The organism is Amycolatopsis acididurans (assembly GCF_012328925.1).
In the GTDB taxonomy this organism is placed as follows: domain Bacteria; phylum Actinomycetota; class Actinomycetes; order Mycobacteriales; family Pseudonocardiaceae; genus Amycolatopsis_E; species Amycolatopsis_E acididurans.
The window spans coordinates 210,281-232,485 of the sequence record NZ_JAAXLS010000007.1 but is presented as its reverse complement, the minus strand read 5'-3'; the positions used below and the strand labels follow the sequence as shown (position 1 = coordinate 232,485).

General features: G+C 70.7%; 24 protein-coding genes. 12 read left to right on the top strand and 12 right to left on the bottom strand.

Annotated elements, in window-relative coordinates; genetic code table 11:
- Window positions 1-6: 6 nt before the first annotated feature.
- The 6 genes from HFP15_RS14215 to HFP15_RS14190 all read right to left on the bottom strand — a co-directional run bounded on the left by HFP15_RS14215 (window position 7) and on the right by HFP15_RS14190 (window position 5,150).
- On the bottom strand, window positions 7-753 hold the full coding sequence (locus HFP15_RS14215; RefSeq protein ID WP_168515544.1) for an SDR family NAD(P)-dependent oxidoreductase: 747 nt from the start codon (window positions 751-753) through the stop codon (window positions 7-9).
- Complete coding sequence (kce, locus tag HFP15_RS14210; protein WP_168515542.1) at window positions 753-1,673, bottom strand: 3,5-dioxohexanoate:acetyl-CoA acetone transferase; 921 nt, start codon at window positions 1,671-1,673, stop codon at window positions 753-755. The genes HFP15_RS14215 and kce overlap by 1 nt, the downstream gene beginning before the upstream one ends.
- Window positions 1,673-2,530, bottom strand: a complete 858-nt coding sequence (locus tag HFP15_RS14205; protein ID WP_168515540.1) for an LLM class flavin-dependent oxidoreductase — start codon at window positions 2,528-2,530, stop codon at window positions 1,673-1,675. Before HFP15_RS14205 ends, kce begins: the two co-directional genes overlap by 1 nt.
- A complete protein-coding gene (locus HFP15_RS14200; protein WP_168515538.1) occupies window positions 2,527-3,297 on the bottom strand; it encodes an HpcH/HpaI aldolase family protein in 771 nt (256 codons plus the stop codon). Before HFP15_RS14200 ends, HFP15_RS14205 begins: the two co-directional genes overlap by 4 nt.
- A complete protein-coding gene (locus HFP15_RS14195; RefSeq protein ID WP_168515536.1) occupies window positions 3,294-4,166 on the bottom strand; it encodes a cupin domain-containing protein in 873 nt (290 codons plus the stop codon). Before HFP15_RS14195 ends, HFP15_RS14200 begins: the two co-directional genes overlap by 4 nt.
- A 93-nt stretch (window positions 4,167-4,259) precedes the next feature.
- Window positions 4,260-5,150, bottom strand: a complete 891-nt coding sequence (locus tag HFP15_RS14190) for a DUF6282 family protein (RefSeq protein WP_168515534.1) — start codon at window positions 5,148-5,150, stop codon at window positions 4,260-4,262.
- A gap of 177 nt (window positions 5,151-5,327) precedes the next feature.
- Here HFP15_RS14190 and HFP15_RS14185 point away from each other — a divergent pair, with 177 nt between their 5' ends.
- Together HFP15_RS14185 and HFP15_RS14180 are read left to right on the top strand one after the other, a co-directional pair.
- Window positions 5,328-6,707, top strand: a complete 1,380-nt coding sequence (locus HFP15_RS14185) for an MFS transporter (protein ID WP_168515532.1) — start codon at window positions 5,328-5,330, stop codon at window positions 6,705-6,707.
- The gene (locus tag HFP15_RS14180; protein ID WP_168515530.1) at window positions 6,708-7,724 is read left to right on the top strand and encodes a dihydroorotate dehydrogenase; all 1,017 of its coding nucleotides are present in this window, start codon (window positions 6,708-6,710) and stop codon (window positions 7,722-7,724) included.
- Here the strand turns inward: HFP15_RS14180 and HFP15_RS14175 are convergent.
- From HFP15_RS14175 to HFP15_RS14160, 4 genes are all read right to left on the bottom strand, one after another.
- Window positions 7,697-8,491 (bottom strand): IclR family transcriptional regulator, encoded by a 795-nt coding sequence (locus HFP15_RS14175; protein ID WP_168515528.1) that lies wholly within the window; start codon window positions 8,489-8,491, stop codon window positions 7,697-7,699. The genes HFP15_RS14180 and HFP15_RS14175 overlap by 28 nt on opposite strands.
- 114 nt (window positions 8,492-8,605) lie before the next feature.
- Window positions 8,606-10,213, bottom strand: coding sequence for a phosphoenolpyruvate--protein phosphotransferase (gene ptsP / locus HFP15_RS14170; protein WP_168515526.1), 1,608 nt, complete (start codon window positions 10,211-10,213; stop codon window positions 8,606-8,608).
- Window positions 10,214-10,233: 20 nt separating this feature from the next.
- Window positions 10,234-11,187: a sugar-binding transcriptional regulator gene (locus tag HFP15_RS14165; RefSeq protein ID WP_168515524.1), complete on the bottom strand. Its 954-nt coding sequence runs from the start codon at window positions 11,185-11,187 to the stop codon at window positions 10,234-10,236.
- Window positions 11,187-11,450 (bottom strand): HPr family phosphocarrier protein, encoded by a 264-nt coding sequence (locus tag HFP15_RS14160; RefSeq protein WP_168515522.1) that lies wholly within the window; start codon window positions 11,448-11,450, stop codon window positions 11,187-11,189. The genes HFP15_RS14165 and HFP15_RS14160 overlap by 1 nt, the downstream gene beginning before the upstream one ends.
- 127 nt (window positions 11,451-11,577) lie before the next feature.
- Between HFP15_RS14160 and srlA the strand changes: the two genes are divergently transcribed.
- The 10 genes from srlA to HFP15_RS14110 all read left to right on the top strand — a co-directional run bounded on the left by srlA (window position 11,578) and on the right by HFP15_RS14110 (window position 19,626).
- Window positions 11,578-12,213, top strand: a complete 636-nt coding sequence (gene srlA, locus HFP15_RS14155) for a PTS glucitol/sorbitol transporter subunit IIC (protein WP_246271664.1) — start codon at window positions 11,578-11,580, stop codon at window positions 12,211-12,213.
- Window positions 12,210-13,244, top strand: a complete 1,035-nt coding sequence (gene srlE / locus HFP15_RS14150; protein WP_168515520.1) for a PTS glucitol/sorbitol transporter subunit IIB — start codon at window positions 12,210-12,212, stop codon at window positions 13,242-13,244. Before srlA ends, srlE begins: the two co-directional genes overlap by 4 nt.
- Window positions 13,245-13,257: 13 nt before the next feature.
- Complete coding sequence (locus HFP15_RS14145; protein ID WP_168515518.1) at window positions 13,258-13,635, top strand: PTS glucitol/sorbitol transporter subunit IIA; 378 nt, start codon at window positions 13,258-13,260, stop codon at window positions 13,633-13,635.
- The gene (locus HFP15_RS14140; protein WP_168515516.1) at window positions 13,632-14,021 is read left to right on the top strand and encodes a transcriptional regulator GutM; all 390 of its coding nucleotides are present in this window, start codon (window positions 13,632-13,634) and stop codon (window positions 14,019-14,021) included. Before HFP15_RS14145 ends, HFP15_RS14140 begins: the two co-directional genes overlap by 4 nt.
- A gap of 184 nt (window positions 14,022-14,205) precedes the next feature.
- Window positions 14,206-15,510, top strand: coding sequence for an NAD(P)H-dependent oxidoreductase (locus tag HFP15_RS14135; RefSeq protein WP_168515514.1), 1,305 nt, complete (start codon window positions 14,206-14,208; stop codon window positions 15,508-15,510).
- Window positions 15,511-15,524: 14 nt separating this feature from the next.
- Window positions 15,525-16,487 carry a thiamine pyrophosphate-dependent dehydrogenase E1 component subunit alpha gene (locus HFP15_RS14130; RefSeq protein WP_168515513.1) on the top strand — a complete coding sequence of 321 codons (963 nt, stop codon included), beginning with the start codon at window positions 15,525-15,527 and terminating at the stop codon, window positions 16,485-16,487.
- Complete coding sequence (locus HFP15_RS14125; protein ID WP_168515511.1) at window positions 16,484-17,488, top strand: alpha-ketoacid dehydrogenase subunit beta; 1,005 nt, start codon at window positions 16,484-16,486, stop codon at window positions 17,486-17,488. Before HFP15_RS14130 ends, HFP15_RS14125 begins: the two co-directional genes overlap by 4 nt.
- On the top strand, window positions 17,488-18,558 hold the full coding sequence (locus HFP15_RS14120) for a dihydrolipoamide acetyltransferase family protein (protein ID WP_168515509.1): 1,071 nt from the start codon (window positions 17,488-17,490) through the stop codon (window positions 18,556-18,558). The genes HFP15_RS14125 and HFP15_RS14120 overlap by 1 nt, the downstream gene beginning before the upstream one ends.
- Entirely contained in the window at window positions 18,555-19,289 is a 735-nt protein-coding gene (gene ispD, locus HFP15_RS14115; protein WP_168515507.1) for a 2-C-methyl-D-erythritol 4-phosphate cytidylyltransferase, read from the top strand. Before HFP15_RS14120 ends, ispD begins: the two co-directional genes overlap by 4 nt.
- A gap of 10 nt (window positions 19,290-19,299) precedes the next feature.
- Complete coding sequence (locus HFP15_RS14110; protein WP_168515505.1) at window positions 19,300-19,626, top strand: hypothetical protein; 327 nt, start codon at window positions 19,300-19,302, stop codon at window positions 19,624-19,626.
- A gap of 24 nt (window positions 19,627-19,650) precedes the next feature.
- On the opposite strand, the gene HFP15_RS14105 is transcribed toward HFP15_RS14110, so the two are convergent.
- Both HFP15_RS14105 and HFP15_RS14100 read right to left on the bottom strand, forming a co-directional pair.
- A complete protein-coding gene (locus HFP15_RS14105) occupies window positions 19,651-21,285 on the bottom strand; it encodes an efflux permease Rv1217c-related protein (protein WP_168515503.1) in 1,635 nt (544 codons plus the stop codon).
- The gene (locus HFP15_RS14100) at window positions 21,282-22,187 is read right to left on the bottom strand and encodes an ABC transporter ATP-binding protein (protein ID WP_168515501.1); all 906 of its coding nucleotides are present in this window, start codon (window positions 22,185-22,187) and stop codon (window positions 21,282-21,284) included. The genes HFP15_RS14105 and HFP15_RS14100 overlap by 4 nt, the downstream gene beginning before the upstream one ends.
- Window positions 22,188-22,205: the final 18 nt, after the last annotated feature.

Below are 22,205 nucleotides of genomic sequence, written 5' to 3'. Positions count from 1 at the left end.
GTGCGCTCAGGCCGTGTACCCGCCGTCCACGGGAAGCACGACACCGCTGAGGTGGCTTGCGCCGTCGCTGAGCAGGAACGCCGCCGTGGCACCGACTTCGGCGCCCGTACCTGCTTTCCGCAGCGGTGTGGCGGCGATGCGCGCCTCGACACCGCCGGGGATGGTGCGGCGCAGTTCGTCGAGCATCGGGCTCTCCGTGGGGCCCGGCGCGAGCACGTTGACGCGGATGCCCAGCGGGCCGAAGTCGTGCGCGGCGGTGCGGGTCAGGCCGATCACCGCGTGCTTCGTCGCCTGGTAGGCGCCCATCCCGGAGCTGCCGCGCAGGCCGCCGATGCTGCTCACGTTGACGATCGAACCCGCCCCCCGCGGCTGCATGACCCGCACCTCCTCGCGGACGCAGAGCCAGGTGCCCTTGACGTTCACCGCCATGATCCGGTCGAAATCCGCTTCCGGCACCGCGTCCAGGCGCCCGCTGCCGCCCATCGCGGCGCAGTTGAACGCCCCGTCCAGCCGCCCGAACCGCGTGACCGTCGCATCGACGAAGGACGCGACGCTGGCCGCGTCGGAGACATCGCCCGTCGTGTACGCCACGTCGTGCCCGGCCGAGGCCAGGTCTTTCGCCAGTGCCGCCAGCGGTTCCTCGCTGCGCGCGACGAGCATCAGCGAGGCACCGCCGGCGGCGAACACGCGCGCCGCCTCCGCGCCGATCCCCGTGCTCGCGCCGACGACGAGGACGACCTTCCCGCCGAGCATCACGACTCCTTTCCGCGAAGCGCCAGCATCGCGCGCGCTTCGGCCGGTGTGGCGACAGGTTTGCCGAGATCTTCGACCACGGCGCGGATCTTGCGGACCTGCTGGGCGTTGCTCTCCGCGAGCCGTCCCTTGCCGATCCACAGGCTGTCCTCCAGCCCGACCCGCACATGCCCGCCGAGCCAGGCGCTGTGCGTGCCGAAGGCCATCTGGTCGCGTCCGCCGGCGAACGCGGAGAACAGGTAGTCCTCGCCGAAGAGCTTGTCCGCGATGCGCACCATGTGCTCCAGGTTGGCGTGGTCGGCGCCGATGCCACCGAGAATGCCGAACACACCCTGGATCAGCAACGGCGGTTTCGCCAGTCCTTTGTCGACGAAGTGGGCCAGCGAGTACAGGTGGCCGATGTCGTAGCACTCGTACTCGAACCGCGTGCCCGACTCCCCCAGCGTCCGCAACGTCTGCTCGATGGAGTCGAAGGTGTTGACGAACGGACGCGAGTACGTGTTGAGCACATACGGCTTTTCCCAGTCGTACTTCCATTCGGTCACCTTCTCGGCGATGCCCGAATAGACGAAGTTCATCGAGCCCATGTTCATCGACGCCAGCTCGGGCCGCAGCCGCATCGCCGCCGCGAGCCGCTGCTCCATGGTCATCGAGGACGCGCCGCCGGTGGTGATGTTGATGACGGCGTCGGTTTCCGCCGTGATGCGCCCGACGATCTTGGCGAACACGTCGGGGTCGGGGGTGGGGCGCCCGTCCGGTTCCCTGGCGTGCAGGTGCACGATCGCCGAGCCCGCCTCGATCGCGTCGAGCGCGGCTTCGGCCACCGCGTCGGCGGACAGCGGCAGATAGGGGCTCTGGGACGGGACGTTGACCGAACCCGTGATCGCGGTGGTGATGATGACCTTTTCGGCCGCCCGCATCAGTTCTCCTCCTCGGTGAGTGCCCGGTAGGCGTCGAGTTTCGCGTCGTCCAGGGGGCCGACCAGGCTGACCGCGACCTGGGTGGCGCCGGCGTCGTACTGCTGCCGCAGCGCTTCGCGTACCTGGTCCGGGGTACCGCAGGCGACCAGCGCGTCGAGTAGCCGGTCCGACCCCGGCGGGGCGAGATCGGCGTCGGTGAAACCGAGCCGGGTGAGCTTGGCGATCTGGTGCGGCAGCGTCAGGTAGTAGGCAAGGCGCTCGCGCGCGATGTCGCGGGCCGTCGCGCGGTCGCGGCCCACCACCGCCCAGTGCACCACCGACAGGAACGTCTCCGGCCCGATCGTCTCGCGCGCCCACCGGGTGTGCTCCGGCGTGACGAGGAACGTGATCAACCCGTCGGCGCGTTCCGCGGCCAGCCGGGTGATCCCGGCCGAATACGCGCCGAGCACCCTCGGCACCCGTCCCCCGCCCCGGCGCGCGAGGGTCTCGTCCACCCCGTCGAGATAGTCGCGCAGGAACGGCAACGGGCCGACACCGCGCTCCCGCACCGCGCCGCTGACCCCGAGGCCGAGCACGTAACGCCCGGGGTAGGCGGCGGCGAGGTCGAACGCGGCCGATCCGGCCGATTTCGGCACGCGTTCCAAAGCCCGCGCCACGCCGTTGCCGACGATCATCCGCTTGGTCGCGCCCAGCACGAGCGCGGCGGTGGTGAACGCCTCGCGCCCGGCGACCTCGGGAATCCAGACCATGCGGTGCCCGCTGTCCTCCAGCGCGCGCACGAACCGCACCACGCCGTCGTGGTCGAGCTCGTCCAGCTCAGCGATCGACAACGCGGTGCGGGGCAGGCGAAGCGTCATGCGGTCGCGTCCCGGAACGCCGTGACCAGTCCGCGCGCGGCATCGGCCAGCATCGACGTGTCGTTGGACAGCAGGACGAAATCGCAGCCGTCGCGCACCGCCCGCGCGGCCCGCTCGGGCACCCCGCCGAACGCGAGGCCGAGCCTTTTCCCTGCGGCGTGCGCGGCTTCGGTGGCCGAGCCGATCAGCTCGGCCACCTCGGGCGCGGCCGGGGTGGTCCCCATCGACATCGACAAATCGGCCGCGCCGACGAACACCGCGTCCACTGTGTCCAGTGCCAGCATCTCCGGCGCCGCCTTGATCGCCTCCACACTCTCCAGCTGCGGGATGCACAGGACGTCGTCGTTGCCGGTGGCGATGTATTCGGCGTTCGGCCGCAGTCCCCACGCGCCGGCCCGGCTCGTTCCGCCGGCGCCGCGCACGCCGTGCGGCGGGAACCGGCACGCCCTGCCGACGGCCTCGGCCTGCTCGACCGTGTCGACATGCGGCACCAGGATGCCCATCGCGCCGGCGTCGAGGATCTTCTGGATCGTCGACGGTGTCTTGTCCGGCACCCGCACCAGCGGTGTCATGCCGAGCGCGGCGGCCGAATTGATCAGCCGGTAGGCGGTCTGCAGGTCCAGCGGCGCGTGTTCGAGGTCGATCACGACGAAGTCGAACCCGGCGTAGGCCATGATCTCGGCCGGCTCGCCCGAGGCGATCTTCAGCCAGGTGCCCACGGGTGTCCTTTCGCGGGTGAACAGTCCCCCGCCCGTGCGCGCGCTCACGGCATCGGATAGTCGTCGGCGTTGAGGACCCAGCCCGGTTTCTCCGAGAAGTCCACACGCGGCGGGCTGAAGATGTCGATCAGCTGGTTCACCCCCGAATCGCTCGCCGCGGAGGTGTGCACGGTCGGCGGCGGGATGATCGTGACCGACGGGCTGCCGATCCGCACGTGCTCGTCCTCACGCCACACGGTGCTGTCGGTCAGCCATGGCGTGCGGATGTGGTGCACGTATTCGCCTTGCACGGCAAGGGAAAGCTGCTCGAAGTCGTCGTGCGAATGCGGCGAGAGCTTACGCGGGTCGCGAGGCCCGTGCTGCTCGGGCAGGAAGTTGACCATGAACGAGCGGGTGCGGAAGATGCGGCCGAACCGCTTCGGATCCTGCGGCACCGCGGAGAGCGGGTAGACCCGCACACCCGGTTTCCCGGCGGGTTCGGGCCAGCGCCGCAGCAACGCGACGCGCGGATGGTCCTTCGCGTAGGCGCCGGCATTGGCCGGACGGTCGCGCCAGTCCGGTTCGGTCGCCTCGACGAGCCGGATCAGCGGGCCGTCGCCGTGCACGCTGATCCGCGAGGCGCCGGGCGGGACGACGACGAGCCCGGGCTCGTCCACCTTCGTCGCACCGTCGTCGGTGAGCACCGTGAAGGCGGGCGAAGCGCCGGTGACGATGATGGCGAGTTCGCCCTCGAGGGTGCCGTTGTCGAGATCGTCCCCGGCGCGGGCCTCGGTGTGCGCCAGGATGACGTTCTGCGCGCGCACCACCGGGTTCTCGCGCAGATCGAGGTATTGCGCGGCCGCGATGGCCGCACCGCTGTCCGGCCGCGGCGCGGTCGCGGTTGCCAGCGATGAGCGGGGATCGTCCTTTTCGTACACCACGGATTCCCTTCAGTGTTCCTGCGGGGTTCCGCACCCAACCGGTCCTCCGGCGCGGCCGCTCCTTCGTCGCGGTCGCTTGGTGCGGTCCTCTCAGTCGTCCAAGTTCAGCAGATAAGTCGGGTTGTCCCGGACCATGCGGCGCAGGTCCTTCTCCGGCAGGCCGAGATCCAGCAGCGCCCCGGCCACGCGCAGCCACGCGTCCACCGGCTTGGGGTTGGCCTTCTGCCCGAAGTCCGAGGCCAGCACGATGTGCTCGGGACCGAGCTTTTCGATCCAGTTCAGCAACTGCTTCGGGTCCCACTTCTGCGTGCCCTCAGGGTCGTACATGCCGACCTCGTGCTCGACGAACGCGCCCAGCGCGATGAGCTCACGGCACATGTCCGGGTCGGCGCCGATCACGAAGTCGGGGTGACTGACCACCATCCGCGTGATGCCACGGTCCTTCGCGGCCTCGAACAACGTGCGGATGTACTCGGGGTACATGTGCCCGCCGTTGACGACGGCCTCTTGGTCCTTGATCTCGTCGAGGATCTCGCCGGCCTCGGGCTTGAGTTTCCCGGCGTCGTCGACGATGTCGATGCGTTCCAGCGTCAGCGGCACGGTCGTGGTCGGGAACGCGCCGTCCTCGGGATGACACTCGATGTGCCGCCCGGAGGAGATCGTCGGGAACCACACGACCTTGCCGCCCATGCGCAGGCACATCCGCACGGCGTGCACGTTGAGCCCGCCGACGGTGCTGTTGAGCGCGATGCCGCCGAAGGCCTTCGCGGTGACATCGGCGAAGCGGCCCTTCATCGCCAGGATGTCCATCTGGGTGTTGTGGTGATGCGATTTCGCGACCATCGCGCGCATTCCGATGCGGGCGCCGTCCTGCGCCGCCTCGACGTGGTCGAAGCGGCGCGGGAACGGGCTGGGGCCGGAGTGGACGTGCATGTCGACCAGACCGTCCAGGACGGCGGCGACGGCGGGGCGTTGGCTCATGGGGACGCCTTTCGTTCATATTGTGAAGTCAGAGTTCACTATAAGAGCACGTGTCAACCCCTTCGCTACTCTTGTGCGCGCGAGGGCTGCGGATTACGGTACATCTCGTTCACTTCGTGAACTCGCGGTTCGAATCTGCCGGACCGCGGTAGCTGACCCCGAACCGGGAGGACGACGATGTCCACTCCGCACCCCGCCGCGGAACCCCAGCCGGCGGCGCTGGACGCCTCTCGCCCCGCCGCCTCGCGCGGTCCCGACGCCGCCAAGGTGCGCGCCGCGGTCCGCGGCGGGACGCTCGCCTACTTCGTCGACCAGTTCGACATCTACCTGCCGATCGTCGTGCTGGCCCCGGCGACGATCTACTTCCAGGCCGCGAACCTGAGCGCGAGCACGACGGCGCTGCTCTCGTCGCTGGTGTTCGCCTCGACGCTGATCGGGCGCCCGCTCGGCGCGGTCATCTTCGGCCACTTCGCCGACACCGTCGGCCGCAAGCGCACCACGCTCGTGGCGGTCGGGGGGTTCGGCACCATCACGCTGGCCACCGCCTGCCTGCCCGGCCACGAAACGATCGGGGTGTGGTCGGTGGGGCTGCTGATCGCGCTGCGGTTCGTCGACGGGATCTTCCTCGGCGGCGAATACACCACGGCAGTGCCGCTGGCGATGGAGTGGAGTCCACGGCACAAACGCGGGCTGTACGCCTCGATCATCACCTCGACCTCGCCCGGCGCCTACGTCATGATCGCCGCGCTCACCCTGCTGTTGTTGCAGTTGCTGCCCGCGCAGGGCCTGCACAGCGCGTACGTGCAGTGGGGCTGGCGGGTTCCGTTCGTGGTCGGCGCGCTGCTGGCGGCCGTGCTGTTCCGCTACTACCTCAAGCAGGTGCACGAACCGCCGTCGGAGCTGACCGGTGAGCGGCACAAGGTCCCGTTCGTGCGGCTGCTCGCGAAGTACCCGAAGGCGCTGGGGCAGGTGTTCGTGCTGATGACCGGCACCTGGCTGGCCACCAACATGGAGGCCGCGGTCACCCCCGCGCAACTGGCCTCGCACCTGCACCTGTCCAGCAAGCAGGTCACGCTGACGATGCTGGTCATCAACGCCGCCGCGGCGCTGTCGTATCCGGTGTTCGGCCTGCTGTCACAGCGGATCGGGCGGCGCCGGTTCTACATCGGCTACGGGCTGTCGGTCGTGGTGATCGGCGCGGGTTCCTACAGTCTGCTGATGGTCTCGCGCGGCGGTTTCGGCGCGGCGCTGGGGTGGGCGGTGCTGATCGGTGTGTTCACCGTCGGCACCTTCGGCCCGATCGCCGCCTACCTCACCGAGCGGTTCCCGGCCAGCATCCGCTCCACCGGCTACGGCGTCGGCTACAGCCTCGCCCTGATCGCGCCCGCGTTCTACCAGTTCTACCTTCAGCGGCTCGACGGCGTGCTGCCCGCGCACCTCGCGCCGGCCGTGCTGATCGTGCTCGCCGGCGCGCTGATCAGCCTCGGCGGTTTCCTCGGCCCGGAGACCAAGGACGTCGACATGTCCGACGACCGCACGATCCCGAAGCTGTCCTAAGTGGACCTCGGCGGGCTCGCCACGGCCAACCCTGTGTGGGTGGGCTCGTCCGAGCTGACCATGACCCGCGAAGGACTGCTCGCGTGCGTGGACGCGGGCGCCGGCGCGGTGGTCGCGAAGTCGGTCAACGAAAGTGCCGCGGCCCGGCGGCAACTGGACATCGCGGCCTACGCGTTCGTCGGTGACGACCGGCGGGTCCGGGCACCAGGTGCGGCCAAGCGGGGCGACGGCCTGCTGAACCGGTCCGGGCTCGCGCAGGCCGAGCTGGACGACTGGCTGGACATCCTGGCCGGGGCCGCGGAACACGGTGCGGCGCGCGGATGCCCGGTGATCGGCAGCATCACCCTCGGCGACGCGGCCGCGGCGGCGCGGATCGGCCGCGCCATGAGCGGCGTCGTCCCCGCGGTCGAACTCAACGTCGGCGCACCGCACGGGCGGGAGGCGCGCGCGGTGCGCCGGCTGACCGAGGCGGACGCGGTGCACGACGCGGTGCGCACGGTGCGGGCCGCGGTCGGCGTGCCGCTGTTCGTGAAACTGCCGGGGCAGGCCTCCGACGTCGTCGCGCTCGCCCGGGCCGCCCGCACGGCCGGCGCGGACGCGGTCGGGCTGGTCGGCCGCTATCCGGGATTCCTGCCCGATCTCGACGGCGGCGCGGTGCTCTCCTCGTGGGGCGCGTGGGGTTCGCCGGGCTGCCTGCCGATGAGCCTGTACTGGGTGAGCAAGACACGCCTCGCGCTCGGCCCGGACGTGCCGTTGATCGGTACCAACGGCGCCCGCACCGCGGCGGATGTGTTGCGGTTCCTCGCATCCGGCGCGTCCGCCGTCGAGGTCGTCACCGCACTGTGGATCGAGGGACCCGGGGTGCTCGCGGAACTGGTGGCCGGGGTCGAGGCGTATCTGTCCGGCCGCGACGACTTCGTCGGCAGCGCGCTCGCCGGGGCGCGGGACTACGCCGGCATACCGCCGAACCCCTCGCCCGCGTGGCTGCCCTACCTGGCCTCGTCCGGCAGGAATTGACCACCCAGCTCGTGCGTGAGCTGGCGCGCGGTGTCCAGCACCACCCGCAGCTCGGGCGCGTCGTCGGACATCGACAGCGAGTTGTCCGGGCCGACGATCGCGATCGTGGCGCAGATGCCGTACTCGTCGAACACCGGCGCGGCGACCGCGACCACCCCGGGCGTGCTCATCGCGGAGCAGTGGCCGGCCGCGCGCACGCGCTCGACCTCGCCGCGCAGCTCCGCACGCGTCACATCGGGAAGGTTCGCCATCAGCCGGTCCATGGCGAGCTGGTCGGTGTGGTAGGCGAGGAAGACCTTGGCCTGCGCGGTGTCCATCGGCAGGTGGCTGCCGACGCGCACGGACACGATGACGATCGTCGAGGGATTCTCCTCGACCCGCGAGACCACCGGACCGGTCAGGCCCCACAGACTGAGCACCACGCTGCTCTGCGTCGCGCGGGCGAGCGCCCGCATGTGCCGGGGCGCGAGATTGATGACGCGGCGATGCCCGATGGCGAACGCGCCCAGCTGCAACAGCAGCCTGCCGGGCACGTAACGGCCCTCGGCGCTGCGTTCGAGCAGCCCGGCCGCGACGAGCGAGGTGCAGTAGCGGTAGGCCGTGGTGCGGTTGAGGTCGAGCCGCTCGGCGACCTCGGCGGGCGTGACCTCGGGCGTGGCCGGATCGAACAGCGAGAGGATCTGGCTCACCCGGCTCACGGCCTGGATGTCGGCCTGGTCGCCACGCTCGACGCGCGAACCGTCCGGCGACCGGGCCGATTTGGTCAAGGCAAGCCTCCGCCGGGTGGTGGTCGAATCAGGTGTTCACTTCGTGAACATGCCCGTCAGGCTACCTCCTGGCGTTCCGCGAGGCTGGAGGTGTCGCTCACCCCGCCGATCGGGTCAGTGCCGCGGTTGCCCGGCCAGTGCCTTCTTCGCGGCCTCCTGGCAGTCGGCGAAGGTGGCGGTCGCGAGGCTCGCCCCGACGGCCCGCACCGCGGGTGCGTTCATCGACAGGCTCGTCATCCCGAACCCGGCCAGCACCCTGGCAAGCCATGGATCGGCGGCGGCTTCACCGCAGACGCCGGCAGGCTTGCCGCTCGCACCGGCCGCCGCGCCGACGAGTTCCAGCAGCCGCAGCAGCGCCGGCTGCCAGGGATCGTTGAGTACGGCCACCGCGCCGAGCTGGCGGTCGGCCGCGAACGTGTACTGCGCCAGGTCATTGGTGCCCACCGACACGAAATCGGCCACGGCCATGATTTCGCGGGCGGCCAGTGCCGCGGCGGGAATCTCGATCATCACCCCGGCCCTCGGGAGGCCGGCGGCACGCGCACGTTCGGCGAACCAGGCCGCTTCCGCCGCGGTGGCGACCATCGGCGCCATCACCGACACCTCCGCCCCGGAGACCGACGCGGCCTTGGCGATCGCTTCGAGCTGCCGGTCCAGGACGTCCGGCCGGTCGAAGGCGACGCGCAGTCCCCGCACTCCGAGCGCGGGGTTCGGCTCGGCTCCGGGAGCGAGGAACGCCAGTGGTTTGTCGGCGCCGGCGTCGAGCGTGCGAACGACAACGGGTTTACCCGCGAACGGCTCGAGCACGGGAAGGTAGGCGTCGTACTGTTCCGCGACGGTCGGCTCGGTGTGCGCGGCGAGATAACAGAACTCGGTGCGGAACAACCCGATCCCCTCGGCGCCTGCCACCGCGGCGGCCCTTGCGTCGGCGGCGGAGCCGACGTTGCCGAGCACCTTCACCCGGTGCCCGTCCGCGGTGGCACCGGTTCCGTCCCACTCCGCGACGGGGCGGCGCTGCGCGGCCACGATCGCCGCGCGCGGATCGGCGGCCTCGACCGTTCCCGCATCGCCGTCGACCAGCAGCGCTGCGGCGTCGAGCGCCAGCAGGCCGCGTACGGCCACGACCGCAGGAATTCCCAGCGCCCGCGCGAGAATCGCGGTGTGACTGGTCGGTCCGCCCTCTTCGGTGACCAGCGCGAGCACCTTCGCCGGATCGAGACCCGCGGTGTCGGCGGGCGCTAGATCGCGGGCGACGAGCACGCTCGGCGTGGTCAGCTCCGGCACGCCCGGCGGGGCGAGCCCGAGCAGTTCGGCCACGACGCGGTCCCGGACGTCCTCGACGTCGCGGACCCGCTCGGCGAGGTAGCCGCCCGCGGCGGCCAGGTTACGGGTGAAGCCGTTCGCGGACTCATAGACCGCGCGCGCCGCCGGCAGTGCTTCGGTCACGACCAGCCGCTCCGCTTCGCCGACCAGCGCGGGGTCGGTCGCCATCGCCGCCGTCGTCGTCAGGATGTCGGCCGCTTCCGCGCCGGCGTCCGCCGCGAGCGCTTCGAGCCGGGCGGCGACCGTGCGGGTGGCCGGCGCGATGCGGGCAGCTTCCTCGCCCCGGTCCGCCGGTGCAGGCCCGCGGTCGGGCTCGCCGAGCGGTTCGGCGACCCGGACCAGCGGGCCGCTCGCGCGGCCGGGGCTGACGGCGACTCCGGTGAGCCTTGCCTTCGGCATACCTCGCTTCACACCTTCCCTCAGTTCGCGGCCTCGTCCAGCAGCGCCCTGGCCAGGGCCCGGTCGCAGATCAGGACATCCAGGACCCCGGTGCGCAGGGCGCCGAGCGTGCCCCGTGTCTTCTCGATACCCGCCGCGACACCGGCGACCAGCGGAATGCCGGCGAGGTCGGCGAGGGTCACGCTGAGCACCCGGTCGTCCACCGGCCCGGGGACCGGTTTGCCCTTGGCGTCGAAGAACCGGGCACAGAAGTCCCCGACGGGATGTTTGTTCTCGAACTGGGTCTGCTCGGCCCGCGCGAGTTCGAGCGCCCGCACGAGCGCGGCCGACGAGCCGACCCCGAAGCTGCCGATGCCGACCACCGCGACGTGCACGTGGCGCGCCTGCTCCAACGTGTGCCCGATCGACGGTTCGGCGAGCAGGACGTCCCGGCCCTTCTTGGAGGTCAGCAGGGCGGGCGCGTGCAGCCGCTGGAACCGGCCACCGAGCCTGCCCGCGAGATCGCGCACGAGTTCCTCCCCGGAGATCGCGGAGTCCACGGCCGACAGGCCGCCCACCAAGGGCAGGACCTCGACATCGAGCGCGCTGTCTTCCGGGATGTGCCGCACGACGGCCTGCACGGTCCGCCCCCACGAGACCCCCACCCGCTGTCCGGAATGGAGGTTCTCCAGCAGCCAGCGGGCGCCGAGATCGCCCACTCTCGGCAGCGGTTGGTCACCGGCCGGGCTTTCGGCGACCCGGCAGTCCCGCAGCCCGAACCTGTCCACCAACTCGCCTTCGAGGTCGAGATCGCGGCCGGCGGGATCGTTGATGCGGATCTCGACGATGCCCCGTTCCCGTGCCGCGGTCAGCATCCGCGACACGCTCGACCGGCTCACGTCGAGTATCTCGGCGATCTGGTGCTGGGACCGCCCTTCCTCGTAGTACAGCCGTGCCGCCTTCACCAGCAGCTGCTGTTCCCGGGCGGGCGGCATTAATCCTCCACTGTGGACACTAGCCGGGACAGCTCGGCAAGTGTGGCGTCCGCTCCTTCGCCCTCGGCGCTGATCACCACCTCCTCCCCGTGCCCGATCGCCAGGCCCAGCACGGAAAGCATGCTGCGCGCGTCCACCGGGTCGGCACCGGGCCGCGCGATCGACACCGGCCCGCCGTGCTTGGCGGCGGCCTTGACGAACTGCCCGGCGGGGCGGGCATGCAGACCAACCGGCGAGGCGATCTTCACTTTGATCTCAGGCATGTCGCTCCTTGGCATTTGGGTCTTGTGATCCGCTGGAGCCGCATGTTACACACGTCACTGTCAAACGTGAAGAGCGACTGCACAGATGTGCAAATCACGTTCCGTGGGGGCCGCGAAGGAGGAAAATATGGAGGAGCTTGCTGTAATGGCGCAGCAGGCGGACACCGGGTCCAGTTCCGGTCCCCTCGGTGTCCTCGAGTGGATCGGCACGCACTTCATCGGACTGTTCAACGCCTCGGGCAAACAGTTCGTGAGCCTGGTGACCGGCATCCTGCCCACCCTGGTCGTCCTGCTGACCGCGATGTACGCACTGACCACGATGATCGGCGAACAACGCGTGACGAGAGCCGTGCGATGGTCGGCCCGGTGGTGGATCACGCGCTACACGATCATGCCCATCCTGGCCGTGCTCATGCTGACCAACCCGATGGCCTATTCCTTCGGGCGGTTCCTGCCCGAACGGCACAAGCCCGCGTTCTACGACTCGGCCGTGTCGTTCGTGCATCCGGTGACCACGTTCTTCCCCTACGCCAACGCCGGTGAGCTGTTCGTCTGGCTCGGCGTCGCGAACGGCGTGGCACAGCTGGGAATTTCGACCATTCCGCTGGCGGTGCGGTACCTGCTCGTCGGCATCGTGGTCATCTTCATCCGCGGCGTGGTCACCGAGCGGATCACCGCGTTCATGATCAAACGTACCGGCCGCACCGAGGTCTTCGCGGACTTCGACCGGCAGTTCGAGTCGGCGAAGGCGGGTGCGCAATGACCGAAACCCATGTCTCCCGTGCGGTTTTCGTGCGTCCCGGCAACGGCGGCTGGGGCAAGGGACTGCTGCTGCGAGCGGACGGCAAGCGCAGCAAGGTCCTCTCGGTGACCGGCGGCGGCATCCATCCGGTGGCCGCCCGCATCGCCGAACTGACCGGAGCGGAAGCGGTCGACGGCTTCCACACCACCGTGCCCGACGACGAGGTCGTGGCAGCGGTGATCAACTGCGGTGGCACCGCCCGGATCGGCGTCTACCCGCGCAAGGGAATCGCCACCGTGGACGTGTACCCGGGCGCGCCCGGTGGCCCGCTGGCGAAGTTCATCACCGAGGAACTGTTCGTCTCGGCCGTCGGCGTCGCGGAGGTGACCGAGTCCGAAAGCGACAGTCCGGCGGCCGGCACCGCGCCACCGGAAGTGCCGCCGCGCTCGCAGCGCCCGTCGGCACGCGAGGTCGCGGCGACCGTGACCGGCGGCGAATCGACCGGATTCGGCAGGACGTTCAACGCCGTGTCCGGGGTGTTCGTGAAGTTCGGCTCGGGCGTGGGCTCCTTCGTCAACACGATGCTTTCCGCCGGGCGCCAGACGGTCGAGCTGACGCTGACCACGATCCTGCCGTTCATGGCCTACGTCAGCCTGTTGCTCGGCATCGTGAATTACACCGGGATCGCGCGGGGCATCGCCAACGTGCTCTCGCCCATCGCCGGCAACCCACTCGGCCTGATCGTGATCTCCCTTGTCGTGTCGCTGCCGTTCCTGTCCCCGATCCTCGGGCCGGGCGCGGCGATCGCGCAGGTCGTCGGCACCCTGATGGGCAGCCAGATCGCGATCGGCGCGCTTCCCGTGCAGTACGCCCTGCCCACCCTGTTCGCGATCAACGGTCAGGTCGGCTGCGACTTCGTCCCGGTGGGACTGGCGCTGGGTGAGGCAAAACCGGAAACGGTCGCGGTCGGCACCCCCGCGGTGCTGATCAGCCGTCTGCTGACGGCACCGCTGGCCGTGATCATCGCCTGGGCCGCGAGCTTCGGACTGTAGTGAGGTGGCGAACATGACTGTTTACTACGAAAGCACGATCCTGCGGTTCGGCACCGAGGCACAGGACATGGTCGACGGTGGCGTGGTCATCCTGTACGCGGACCCGATTCCCGACGCCCTCGAAGACGTCAGCGTCGTGCACGCCCCGGCCGCCACACCGGAGCGGGAGGTGCGCATCGGCGACATCTTCCGCCTCGGCGAAGCGGAGATCGAGTTGATCGCGGTCGGCGAGCGCGCGGACGAGAACCTGCGCACGCTCGGGCACATCGTCGTCTACCTCAATCCCGACGAGAGCACGACCCTGCTGCCGGGAGCGGTGCACGGCCGCGGTTCGGTGTCGCTGCCGGAGTCGGGGGCGAAGCTGTCGTTGAGCGGACGGGAACAACCATGAACTGGCAGATCGCGTCCTTGCTGGTGGCCTGCTTCGCAGTCGCGGGCGTACTGAGCTACCGCCAGCACATGCACTACGCACGGGTGGTGAACACGATCGCCACCGAGGAGAACCGCCGCGGGGCGCTGCTCGTGACCGGCCGCGCCAAGGGCAAGCTCCGTGGCGCGGTGGTGCTGCTCGTCATCGACCGCCGCGAGGACGTCGTCACCAGGGCGCTGGTCATGGAAGGGGCCTCGGTGTTCGGCCGGTTCCGGGAACGACCCGAATTCACCGGCCCGGTCCGCACCGTCGAAGACCGGGCACCATCACGAGCCACGGCCAAGGCGGTGGCGGAAGCACTGAAAATGGTCTCCCGGCTGACGGCGGGACAGCGCGCGGCCGCCTGAGGCCATCGGCACACACAAAGCCGGCTTTCCCCGCCCTGCAGGGGAAAGCCGGCTTTTCAGTTATCGCCGGCGTGCACAAATGTGCAAATAATCCCAAGGGTTGTGCGGACCAAATGCGGCGTGGTACCAAATAATCACCGAAGTGCGAATGATATGCACATTTGTGCAAATGAAAGGTGTCGTGATGAGCTACGTCGATCGGCTGCGGGCACGCGAACAGGAGAGGGGCCGCCCGGTCCGGGTCGGGCTGGTGGGCGCGGGCCAGATGGGGCTGGGGTTCGTCGCGCAGGCCGGCCGGATCGACGGGATGGAGGTCGCCGCCATTGCCGATATCGCGCCGGAGCGCGGGGTGCGGGCGTTCGAGCGCGCCGGGCGCGGTGACGTCCTCGTCGGCGCGGACGGGCTGGCTTCAGCGGTGGCACAGGGCAGGCCGGTGGTCGTCGACGACGCCCTCGCCCTGACCGGCCTGCCGGTCGACGTGATCGTCGACGCGAGCGGGGTCCCCGAGGTCGGCGCGCAGGTCGCCTTCGCCGGTCTGCTGGCGGGCAAGGACATCGGCATGCTCAACGTCGAATGCGACGTGACCATCGGTCTGCTGCTGTCCACGATGGCCACCGGGCTCGGCAGGGTCTACACCGTGTGCCGGGGCGACGAACCCGTGGAGTGCAAGGCTCTCGTGGACTACGCGCGCGACATCGGCTTCTCGATCGTGTGCGCGGGCAAGGGCAAGAACAATCCGCTCGATCCGTCGGCCACCCCGGCGTCGCTGACCGAGCAGGCCGCGGCCAAGGGCATGAACCCGCACATGCTGGCGAGTTTCGTGGACGGCTCGAAGACGATGATCGAAATGGCCGCGCTCGCCAACGGTACCGGCCTGAAGGTCGCCCGGCGCGGCATGACCGGCCCGCACTCCACAGTGGAGGGCCTGTCCACGGTCTTCCGGCCCGCCCCGGACGGCGGGCAGCTGAGCGAGACCGGTGTCGTGGACTACTGCACCGGCCCGGTCGCCCCGGGCGTCTTCGTGATCGGCCACACCGACGATCCCGTCGTGGTCGACGAGATGGCCTACCTCGGCATGGGCCCCGGCCCGTACTACACCTTCTACCGGCCTTACCACCTCGCCAGCATCGAGGCGCCACTGTCGGTCGCCGAAGCGGTGCTCGACCGCAAGCCCAGCCTCGCACCGGTCGCGTGGAACGCGGAGGTCCTCGCCGTCGCGAAACGCGACCTCGTGGCGGGCGAACTGCTCGACGGTATCGGCGGCGAGACCGTGTACGGCATCACCGATTCCGCCGAGGCCGCGCGAACGGGCGGGCACATTCCGCTCGGTCTGGCCGGCGGAGCCCGCGTGCTTCGCGACGTGCCCGCCGGAACCGTGCTGACTTCGGCGGACGTGGCCATCGACGAGACGACGACCATCGCGTCGCTGCGCAGGCTGCAGGAGCGGCTCCTGGCGGGCGAGCCGGTGCGCGACCTGGTCGCGGCGTGACGGGGGACGGTGCGATGAACCTCCTCAACGATCCGGCACTGGCCCGGAGGACCCTGGTCACGATGTGGACGATCCGCCGGTTCGAGGAAGCCGTGGACGACCTGTTCGCCCGTGGCCTGATGCACGGCACGATGCACCTTTCGATCGGCCAGGAAGCGGTCCCGGTCGGCGCGTGCCTCGCACTGGCCGAGGGCGACTACATCACCTCCACCCACCGCGGGCACGGTCACTGCATCGCCAAGGGCGCGCGACTGGACGAGATGATGGCCGAACTGCTCGCCAAGGAGACCGGCTACTGCCGCGGCCGCGGCGGGTCCATGCACATCGCCGACGTCGCGACCGGCAACCTCGGTGCGAACGGAATCGTCGCCGGCGGGGTGCCGATCGCCGCCGGAGCGGGGCTCGCGGTGAAAATGCGAGGGGGAAGCGAGGTCGTCGTCAGCTTCTTCGGCGACGGCGCGGTCAACGAGGGCGCGTGGCACGAGGGGGTCAACCTGGCCGCGATCTGGGATCTGCCGGTGGTGTTCGTATGCGAGAACAACCACTACGGCATGTCGATGCCGGTCGGGCGCGCGTTCCGGGTGAAGGAACTGTCCGAACGTGCCGCCGCGTACGGCATTCCGGGCACGACGGTGGACGGCAACGATCCGCAGGCTGTGCACGACGCGGTCGCCGCGGCGGTGACCCGTGCCCGCGCGGGCGAGGGACCGACGCTCGTGGAGGCGACGACCTACCGCTGGAAAGGACACTCCAAAAGCGACAAGAATCTCTACCGGACGCGCGAGGAAATCGAGCAGTGGCGCGAACGCGACCCGATCGCGCGCTTCGAACGGCGCGTGGGCGCCACCCTCGGCGACCAGGAGATCCAGGCGTGCCGGGACGAGGCCCGTGATCTCGTCCGCGGCGCGGTGCGGGCCGCCGGCACCGCACCCGACGCCACGGCCGACTCGCTCACCGAGGCGGTGTACGCACGATGACCGCGACCCTGCCGGCGACCAGGACCCTGACCTACGCCGAGGCGGTGCGAGAGGCACTGGCCCAGGCGATGGCGGCCGACGACCGGGTCTTCCTGCTCGGCGAGGACGTGGGGACCTACGGTGGCGCGTTCGGTGTCTCCGGCGATCTCGTGCACCGCTTCGGTGAGGAGCGAGTCCGGGACACGCCGATCAGCGAGCTGGGTATCGTCGGTGCCGCGGTGGGGGCGGCACTGGCCGGTATGCGGCCCGTGGTGGAGATCCAGTTCTCGGATTTCACCGCGCAGGCCATGGACCAGATCGCCAACCAGGCCGCGAAAATCCACTTCATGCTCGGCGGTGCGGCGACCGTGCCGATGGTGCTGCGCGCCCCCGGCGGGTCGGGCACCGGCGCGGCGGCGCAGCATTCGCAGAGCCTGGAAGCGTGGTTCACCCACGTGCCCGGGCTGAAAGTCGTGATGCCGGCGACCCCGGCCGACGCCAAATCGCTGTTGCTGGCGGCCATCGCCGACCCGAACCCGGTCATCGTGCTGGAGCACAAGCTGCTCTACAAGCACAGCGGCCCGGTCCCGGAGGCCGCGACCCCGGCCAGGCTCGGCGAGGCCGCGGTGCGCCGCACCGGCACCGATCTCACCATCGTGGCGACCGGCGTGATGGTGTCCCGCTGCCTGGAGGCGGCCGACCGGCTCGCCGAGCAGGGCATCGAGGCCGGCGTCCTCGACCCGCGCACCCTCAAACCGCTCGACACCGAGTCCATTGTGGACAGCGTAACCGCGACCGGCCGGGCGTTGCTCGTGCAGGAGGCACCGAAGACGTCGGGGTTCATGGCCGAGGTCGCCGCGGCGATCGGCGAGTCGAGCGCGTTCGGGCATCTGCGCGCGCCGATCACCCGCCTGTGCGGTCTCGACGTGCCGATTCCCTATGCGCCGCAACTGGAACGTGCCGCCGTCCCGCAGGTGGACGACATCGTGCGGGAGGCGGCGGAGCTGGTGCGGAGGTGGTGATGAAGGAAACGCCGCTGGTGATGCCGAAGCTGTCGATGACGATGACCGAGGGCACGCTGGTCACCTGGCGCAAAGCCGAGGGTGACGAGGTGCGCGCGGGTGAGGTCATCTGCGAGGTGATGACCGACAAGGTCGACATGGAGGTCGAGGGCAACGTCGACGGCACGCTCACGCGCATCGTGGCGCGCCCCGAGGACGAGGTCCCGGTCGGCGAGCCCATCGCCTACATCGCCACCGAGGCCGACGACCTGCTGGGCGGCCTGTTCGACACACCCGAGCCGCAGCCGCAGGCCGCACCCGTCGCCGTCCCCGCCCCGCCCGTCGCCGTCCCCGGCCCGCCCGCATGGATTCCCGCGGTACCGGCGGCACGGGCGGCCGCTGCCGAGCGAGGACTCGATCTCGCCACGGTCACTCCGTCCGGGCCCGGCGGCACGATCCGCCTGTCCGATCTGCCGCCCGTCGCAACGCGCTCGCGCAGCCCGCGCGCGGCGATCGCACGGCGGATGTCTGCCAGCGCGGACGTCCCCCAGTTCGTGGTGTACCGGGATCTGACGCTCACTCCGTCGCGGCACGGGTGGACGACGGTGTTCGTCCGGGCCTTCGCCACGGCCCTGCGCCGCCATCCGGAGCTCAACGCGGAATGGGCGGGCGAAGACGTCCGCTCGCACGATCACGTGGGCGTCGCGCTCGCGGTCGACACCCGGCGGGGTCTGCTCGCGCCCGTACTGACCGATCCCGACCTCGACGAGATGTCGACTTTGGAGGAACGAATCGCCGACGTGGTCCGCCGTGCCCGCACCGGGAAGCTCGCACTCGGCGAGATGACGGGCGGCACCACGACGGTGTCGAACCTGGGCGGGTTCGGAGTGGACGCTTTTCAGGTGCTGCTCAGTCCCCCACAAGCGACCGCGCTGTCGGTCGGCGCGGTGCGGCAGCAGGTCGTCCCGGTGCCCGGCGGCATCGGCACGGCCCTGCGCTGCCGGGTGGGCCTGACCACCGACCACCGCGTCGGGGACGGCGCCGACGCGGCGCGGTTACTCGCCACCCTGAGCGAGGTGCTGTCGGAATGACCCCGCATCCGCAGGAAGGGGCCCGCGCGGCGGCGGTCGTGCTCGCCAGCGGCGCCGGGACGCGGGTCGGCGCGGGCGTGAACAAGGTCTACCTGCCGCTGGCCGGCCGCCGTCTCGTGTCGTGGTCCTTGACCGCCTTCGCGGCGGTTTCCGGGATCGGGCCGCTGGTTCTGGTCGCGCGGCCCGAGGACGGCGAAGTGGTCGAGTGGGTGCTCGACCGCGAGGTCAACGGCGCCGAGGTCGAGGTGGTCTACGGCGGGCGCAGCAGGCAGGAGTCGGAACTGCGGGCCCTGCGGCATCTCGCCGGCCGCATCGACCGCGGCGTCGTGGACACGGTGCTGATCCACGACGGCGCGCGGCCGCTCGTCAGCGCGGCGCTGATCGCCGGTGTCCTGCACGAAGCGCGTGAGTACGGCGGGGCCATCCCGGCGCTCCCCGCCGAGGACGTGCTCGCCGTCGATCCCGGCGGCGAGTCGCTGGGCGCGCTGCCCCCGGCGACCATGGTTCTCGCCCAGACACCGCAGGCCTTCCGGGCCGCGCCCCTGCTGGAGGCCTACGAGGCGGCGGCGCGCCAGGGCTTCGACGGCACGGACACCTCGTCGGTGATGGAGCAGTTCTCCTCCGTGCCCGTGCGCTGGATCCGGGGCGAGCAGGAGAACTTCAAGGTCACCTATCCCTCCGACCTCGTCGTCGCCGAGCATGTCCTGGCGTCGGTGGACTACCGCAGGTGAGGAAATGAGCATGAGCAAGATCGAGAACGCGGACCTGGTCTGTTCCCGGTGCGGCGACGAGACGCCTCATGAGCTCGCCTACGCCGGCCGGCTGCTGGTGAAGATCACGTGCACGCGATGCGGCAAGACCATCGAAAGAGACCTGCGGAGCGAGTACCTGGCCGATCTGAGCCACCGCGTGGCCACCAAGCCCAGGCGGATGCTCCGGCGGCTGAGCCGCCACCCGCTCACGTTCGCCGGCACACTGCCCAAGTCGGTGTCGGCCAAGCCGATGGAACTGCTGTCCGACCTCAAACTCGTCTGGAGCGCGGCGCGCACCCCGTCGCACGACGACTGAACGCGAGCGCCACGGACCGGTTGGTCACCCCGCGGCCAGGTCCCGCCTGCGGAAAGCGGCCGCCCCGGCACCGAACAGCGCCAGCCCGAGAGCGCACAGCACGAGCACGGGGGTGACGGCGACGTGCTGGAGCGGCACCTGGGCCAGCGCGTGGAACGGGCTGAGTTCGAGTGTCCAGTGCGGCGCGCGCAACGCCGTGCCCAGCGCGTCCCACAGGTAGGCGACGGCGACCACCGCGTATCCGGCCGACACCGCGCGCGGTGCCAGCCCCAGCACGGCCGTGGCGAACCCCGCCGTGACCACCACGACCGGCAGGCTGTTGCCGGTCGCGGCCAGCAGCGCGCCGAGGGCGACGTGCTGACCGGTCGCCGCCGCGCCCGCCCACATCGCCAGCGCGGCCAGCAGGCACAGCAGCGCGGCCAGTCCCGCGGCCAGCACCACCCGCCCGGCCAGCCAGCCCAGCCGCGCGCGCGGCATCGCCAGCAGCAGCTCCAGCCGCCCGGTGGCCTCCTCGCCGCGCGCCCCGGCGACCAGTGTGACCACCAGCAGTGCCGCGATGACCTGGATGAGCGAGAACATGGCGGCCACGAAGGCGTTCACCCCGACCTCGGCGCCGGTCACCCTCGCCATGACCGGGTTCTGGTTGACCAGGTCGAGCACGGTTTTGATCAGCCCGCCCATCAGCGCGGTCATCGCCATGGTGACCACCAGCCAGGTCGCCAGCTGCGGCAACTCGTCGCGCAACGCCGCCTGCCACGGCGTGCGGAGCAGGAAGCGGCGCGGCGGGCGGCTGTCGGACTGGGCGAGCACACCGAGCCCGATGTCGCGACGCGCCAGCAGCGGCAGGGCGGCCGCGACCACCACGGCGCTGGTGCCGAGGATGACCACCAGCGGCACCACTCCGGGCGGCTGCGGCGGGCGCAGTTCCTCGAACCAGCCCAGCGGGGAGACCCACCGCAGCCAGCCGAGCCCGGTGCCGGTGTCGGCGACGGCGCGGATGCCGAACGCGACGGCGAGCACCGCCCCGGCCCACAGCCGCGCGGCCCGCACGGTGCCCCACAGCTGGCAGGCCAGCGCCGCGATCGCACCGAACAGGATCGCCGGCAGGCTGACCTGAAGCCCGAGTTCGACGCTGTTCGCGACGGACATCAGGTGGTTGCCGACGCCGACCACGGCCATCGCCGCCGTGCTGACGACGCCGATGACCGCCGTTTCGATCGCGACGGCGCACACCGCGGCGGCGAACCAGCGGGCACGGGGCTGCGGCTGGCTCAGCGTGATCTCTCCGCGCCCGGCGTCCTCCTCGCCGCGCAGCGCGCCACAGGTGATCATGATGGCCCACACGGCCAGTACGAGGCCGACGAACGACACCGACCGCCAGGACACCCAGCCGGTGACGTCGCCGATGTCGAACGGGTAGCCGTACAGCACGCGCAGCCCGGCGTTGCTCGCGAAGGGCAGCAGCAGCGCGTCCCGGCTCGCCGCGCTGGGAAACACCGAGGTGTAGGCCTGGATCTGCACGGCGTTGGCGATCGCGACCAGTACCGCCATCACGATCGTCGACGTCCGGTTGGCGCGTAGCTGACGGCGCACCATCGTGCGCAGGCCCTGCCCGGCGGAACCGGCGGCGACCACGGGTGCGGGGGCGAGGGCGGTCATGACGCCGGCACCGGAGCCTGGTCGCGGTAGTGCACCAGGAAGATCTCCTCCAGGCTCGGCTCGCGACTGTCCATTGTGGTCACCGGAAGGTGGGCCAGCGTGTCCAGCAGCGGACCCATCTCGCCGCGCACCTGCAACATCACGTGGTGGTCGGCAGCGCCGGCCACCTCCACTCCCGCCAGCCGCCGCAACGGTTCGAGGTCCACGCCGGTACGGCTGAAGGACACTTCCACGGTGCGCGCGGACAGGTGCCGCAACTGCGCCAGCGTGCCCTCGTCGATCAGCCGCCCCGCGCGCAGGATGCCGATGCGGTCGCACAGCAGCTCGACCTCGCTGAGCACGTGCGAGGACAGGAAGATGGTCTGGCCGCGTTCGCGCGCCTCGCCGACGGTTTCCCGGAACGCCGCCTCCATCAACGGGTCCAGCCCCGCGGTCGGCTCGTCGAGCACGAGAATCTCGGCGCGCGTGGCGAACGCCGCGACCAGCTGCACCTTCTGCCGGTTTCCCTTGGACAGCGCGCGGATCTTCTTGACCGGGTCGAAGTCGAAGCGCCGCATCAGGATCTCGCGGTAGGCGCGGTCGCAGCCGCCGCGCAGATTGGCCAGGTAATCGTGCGTCTCCGCCCCGGTCAGGCCCGGCCACAGGGTCGGCTCCGACGCGACGTAGGCGACGTGCCGGTGCGCCGCGACCGCGCCCGCCCAGGCGTCGAAACCGGCGACCATCGCGTGCCCGGCGGTGGGCCGGTGGATGCCCAGCAGCAACCGGATCGTGGTCGTCTTGCCCGCGCCGTTCGGGCCGAGGAAGCCGTACACCTCACCCCGCGCGAGATCCAGGTCCAACCGGTCCAGCGCGAGCGTGGCGCCGTAGCGCTTGCTCAGTCCGCGTGCCTCGATGGCGCCCATGACGATCTCCCGACTGCG

Excerpts from the sequence above, each read along its gene's own strand:
- HFP15_RS14105 (WP_168515503.1), bottom strand. The coding sequence starts at position 21,285 with ATGACCGCCCTCGCCCCCGCACCCGTGGTCGCCGCCGGTTCCGCCGGG.
- HFP15_RS14160 (WP_168515522.1), bottom strand. The coding sequence starts at position 11,450 with ATGCCTGAGATCAAAGTGAAGATCGCCTCGCCGGTTGGTCTGCATGCC.
- HFP15_RS14125 (WP_168515511.1), top strand. The coding sequence starts at position 16,484 with ATGACCGCGACCCTGCCGGCGACCAGGACCCTGACCTACGCCGAGGCG.
- HFP15_RS14140 (WP_168515516.1), top strand. The coding sequence starts at position 13,632 with ATGAACTGGCAGATCGCGTCCTTGCTGGTGGCCTGCTTCGCAGTCGCG.
- HFP15_RS14215 (WP_168515544.1), bottom strand. The coding sequence starts at position 753 with ATGCTCGGCGGGAAGGTCGTCCTCGTCGTCGGCGCGAGCACGGGGATC.
- HFP15_RS14190 (WP_168515534.1), bottom strand. The coding sequence starts at position 5,150 with ATGAGCCAACGCCCCGCCGTCGCCGCCGTCCTGGACGGTCTGGTCGAC.
- srlE (WP_168515520.1), top strand. The coding sequence starts at position 12,210 with ATGACCGAAACCCATGTCTCCCGTGCGGTTTTCGTGCGTCCCGGCAAC.
- HFP15_RS14120 (WP_168515509.1), top strand. The coding sequence starts at position 17,488 with ATGAAGGAAACGCCGCTGGTGATGCCGAAGCTGTCGATGACGATGACC.
- HFP15_RS14185 (WP_168515532.1), top strand. The coding sequence starts at position 5,328 with ATGTCCACTCCGCACCCCGCCGCGGAACCCCAGCCGGCGGCGCTGGAC.
- HFP15_RS14135 (WP_168515514.1), top strand. The coding sequence starts at position 14,206 with ATGAGCTACGTCGATCGGCTGCGGGCACGCGAACAGGAGAGGGGCCGC.
- ispD (WP_168515507.1), top strand. The coding sequence starts at position 18,555 with ATGACCCCGCATCCGCAGGAAGGGGCCCGCGCGGCGGCGGTCGTGCTC.
- HFP15_RS14130 (WP_168515513.1), top strand. The coding sequence starts at position 15,525 with ATGAACCTCCTCAACGATCCGGCACTGGCCCGGAGGACCCTGGTCACG.
- HFP15_RS14205 (WP_168515540.1), bottom strand. The coding sequence starts at position 2,530 with ATGACGCTTCGCCTGCCCCGCACCGCGTTGTCGATCGCTGAGCTGGAC.
- HFP15_RS14100 (WP_168515501.1), bottom strand. The coding sequence starts at position 22,187 with ATGGGCGCCATCGAGGCACGCGGACTGAGCAAGCGCTACGGCGCCACG.
- HFP15_RS14145 (WP_168515518.1), top strand. The coding sequence starts at position 13,258 with ATGACTGTTTACTACGAAAGCACGATCCTGCGGTTCGGCACCGAGGCA.
- srlA (WP_246271664.1), top strand. The coding sequence starts at position 11,578 with ATGGAGGAGCTTGCTGTAATGGCGCAGCAGGCGGACACCGGGTCCAGT.
- HFP15_RS14110 (WP_168515505.1), top strand. The coding sequence starts at position 19,300 with ATGAGCAAGATCGAGAACGCGGACCTGGTCTGTTCCCGGTGCGGCGAC.
- ptsP (WP_168515526.1), bottom strand. The coding sequence starts at position 10,213 with ATGCCGAAGGCAAGGCTCACCGGAGTCGCCGTCAGCCCCGGCCGCGCG.
- kce (WP_168515542.1), bottom strand. The coding sequence starts at position 1,673 with ATGCGGGCGGCCGAAAAGGTCATCATCACCACCGCGATCACGGGTTCG.
- HFP15_RS14165 (WP_168515524.1), bottom strand. The coding sequence starts at position 11,187 with ATGCCGCCCGCCCGGGAACAGCAGCTGCTGGTGAAGGCGGCACGGCTG.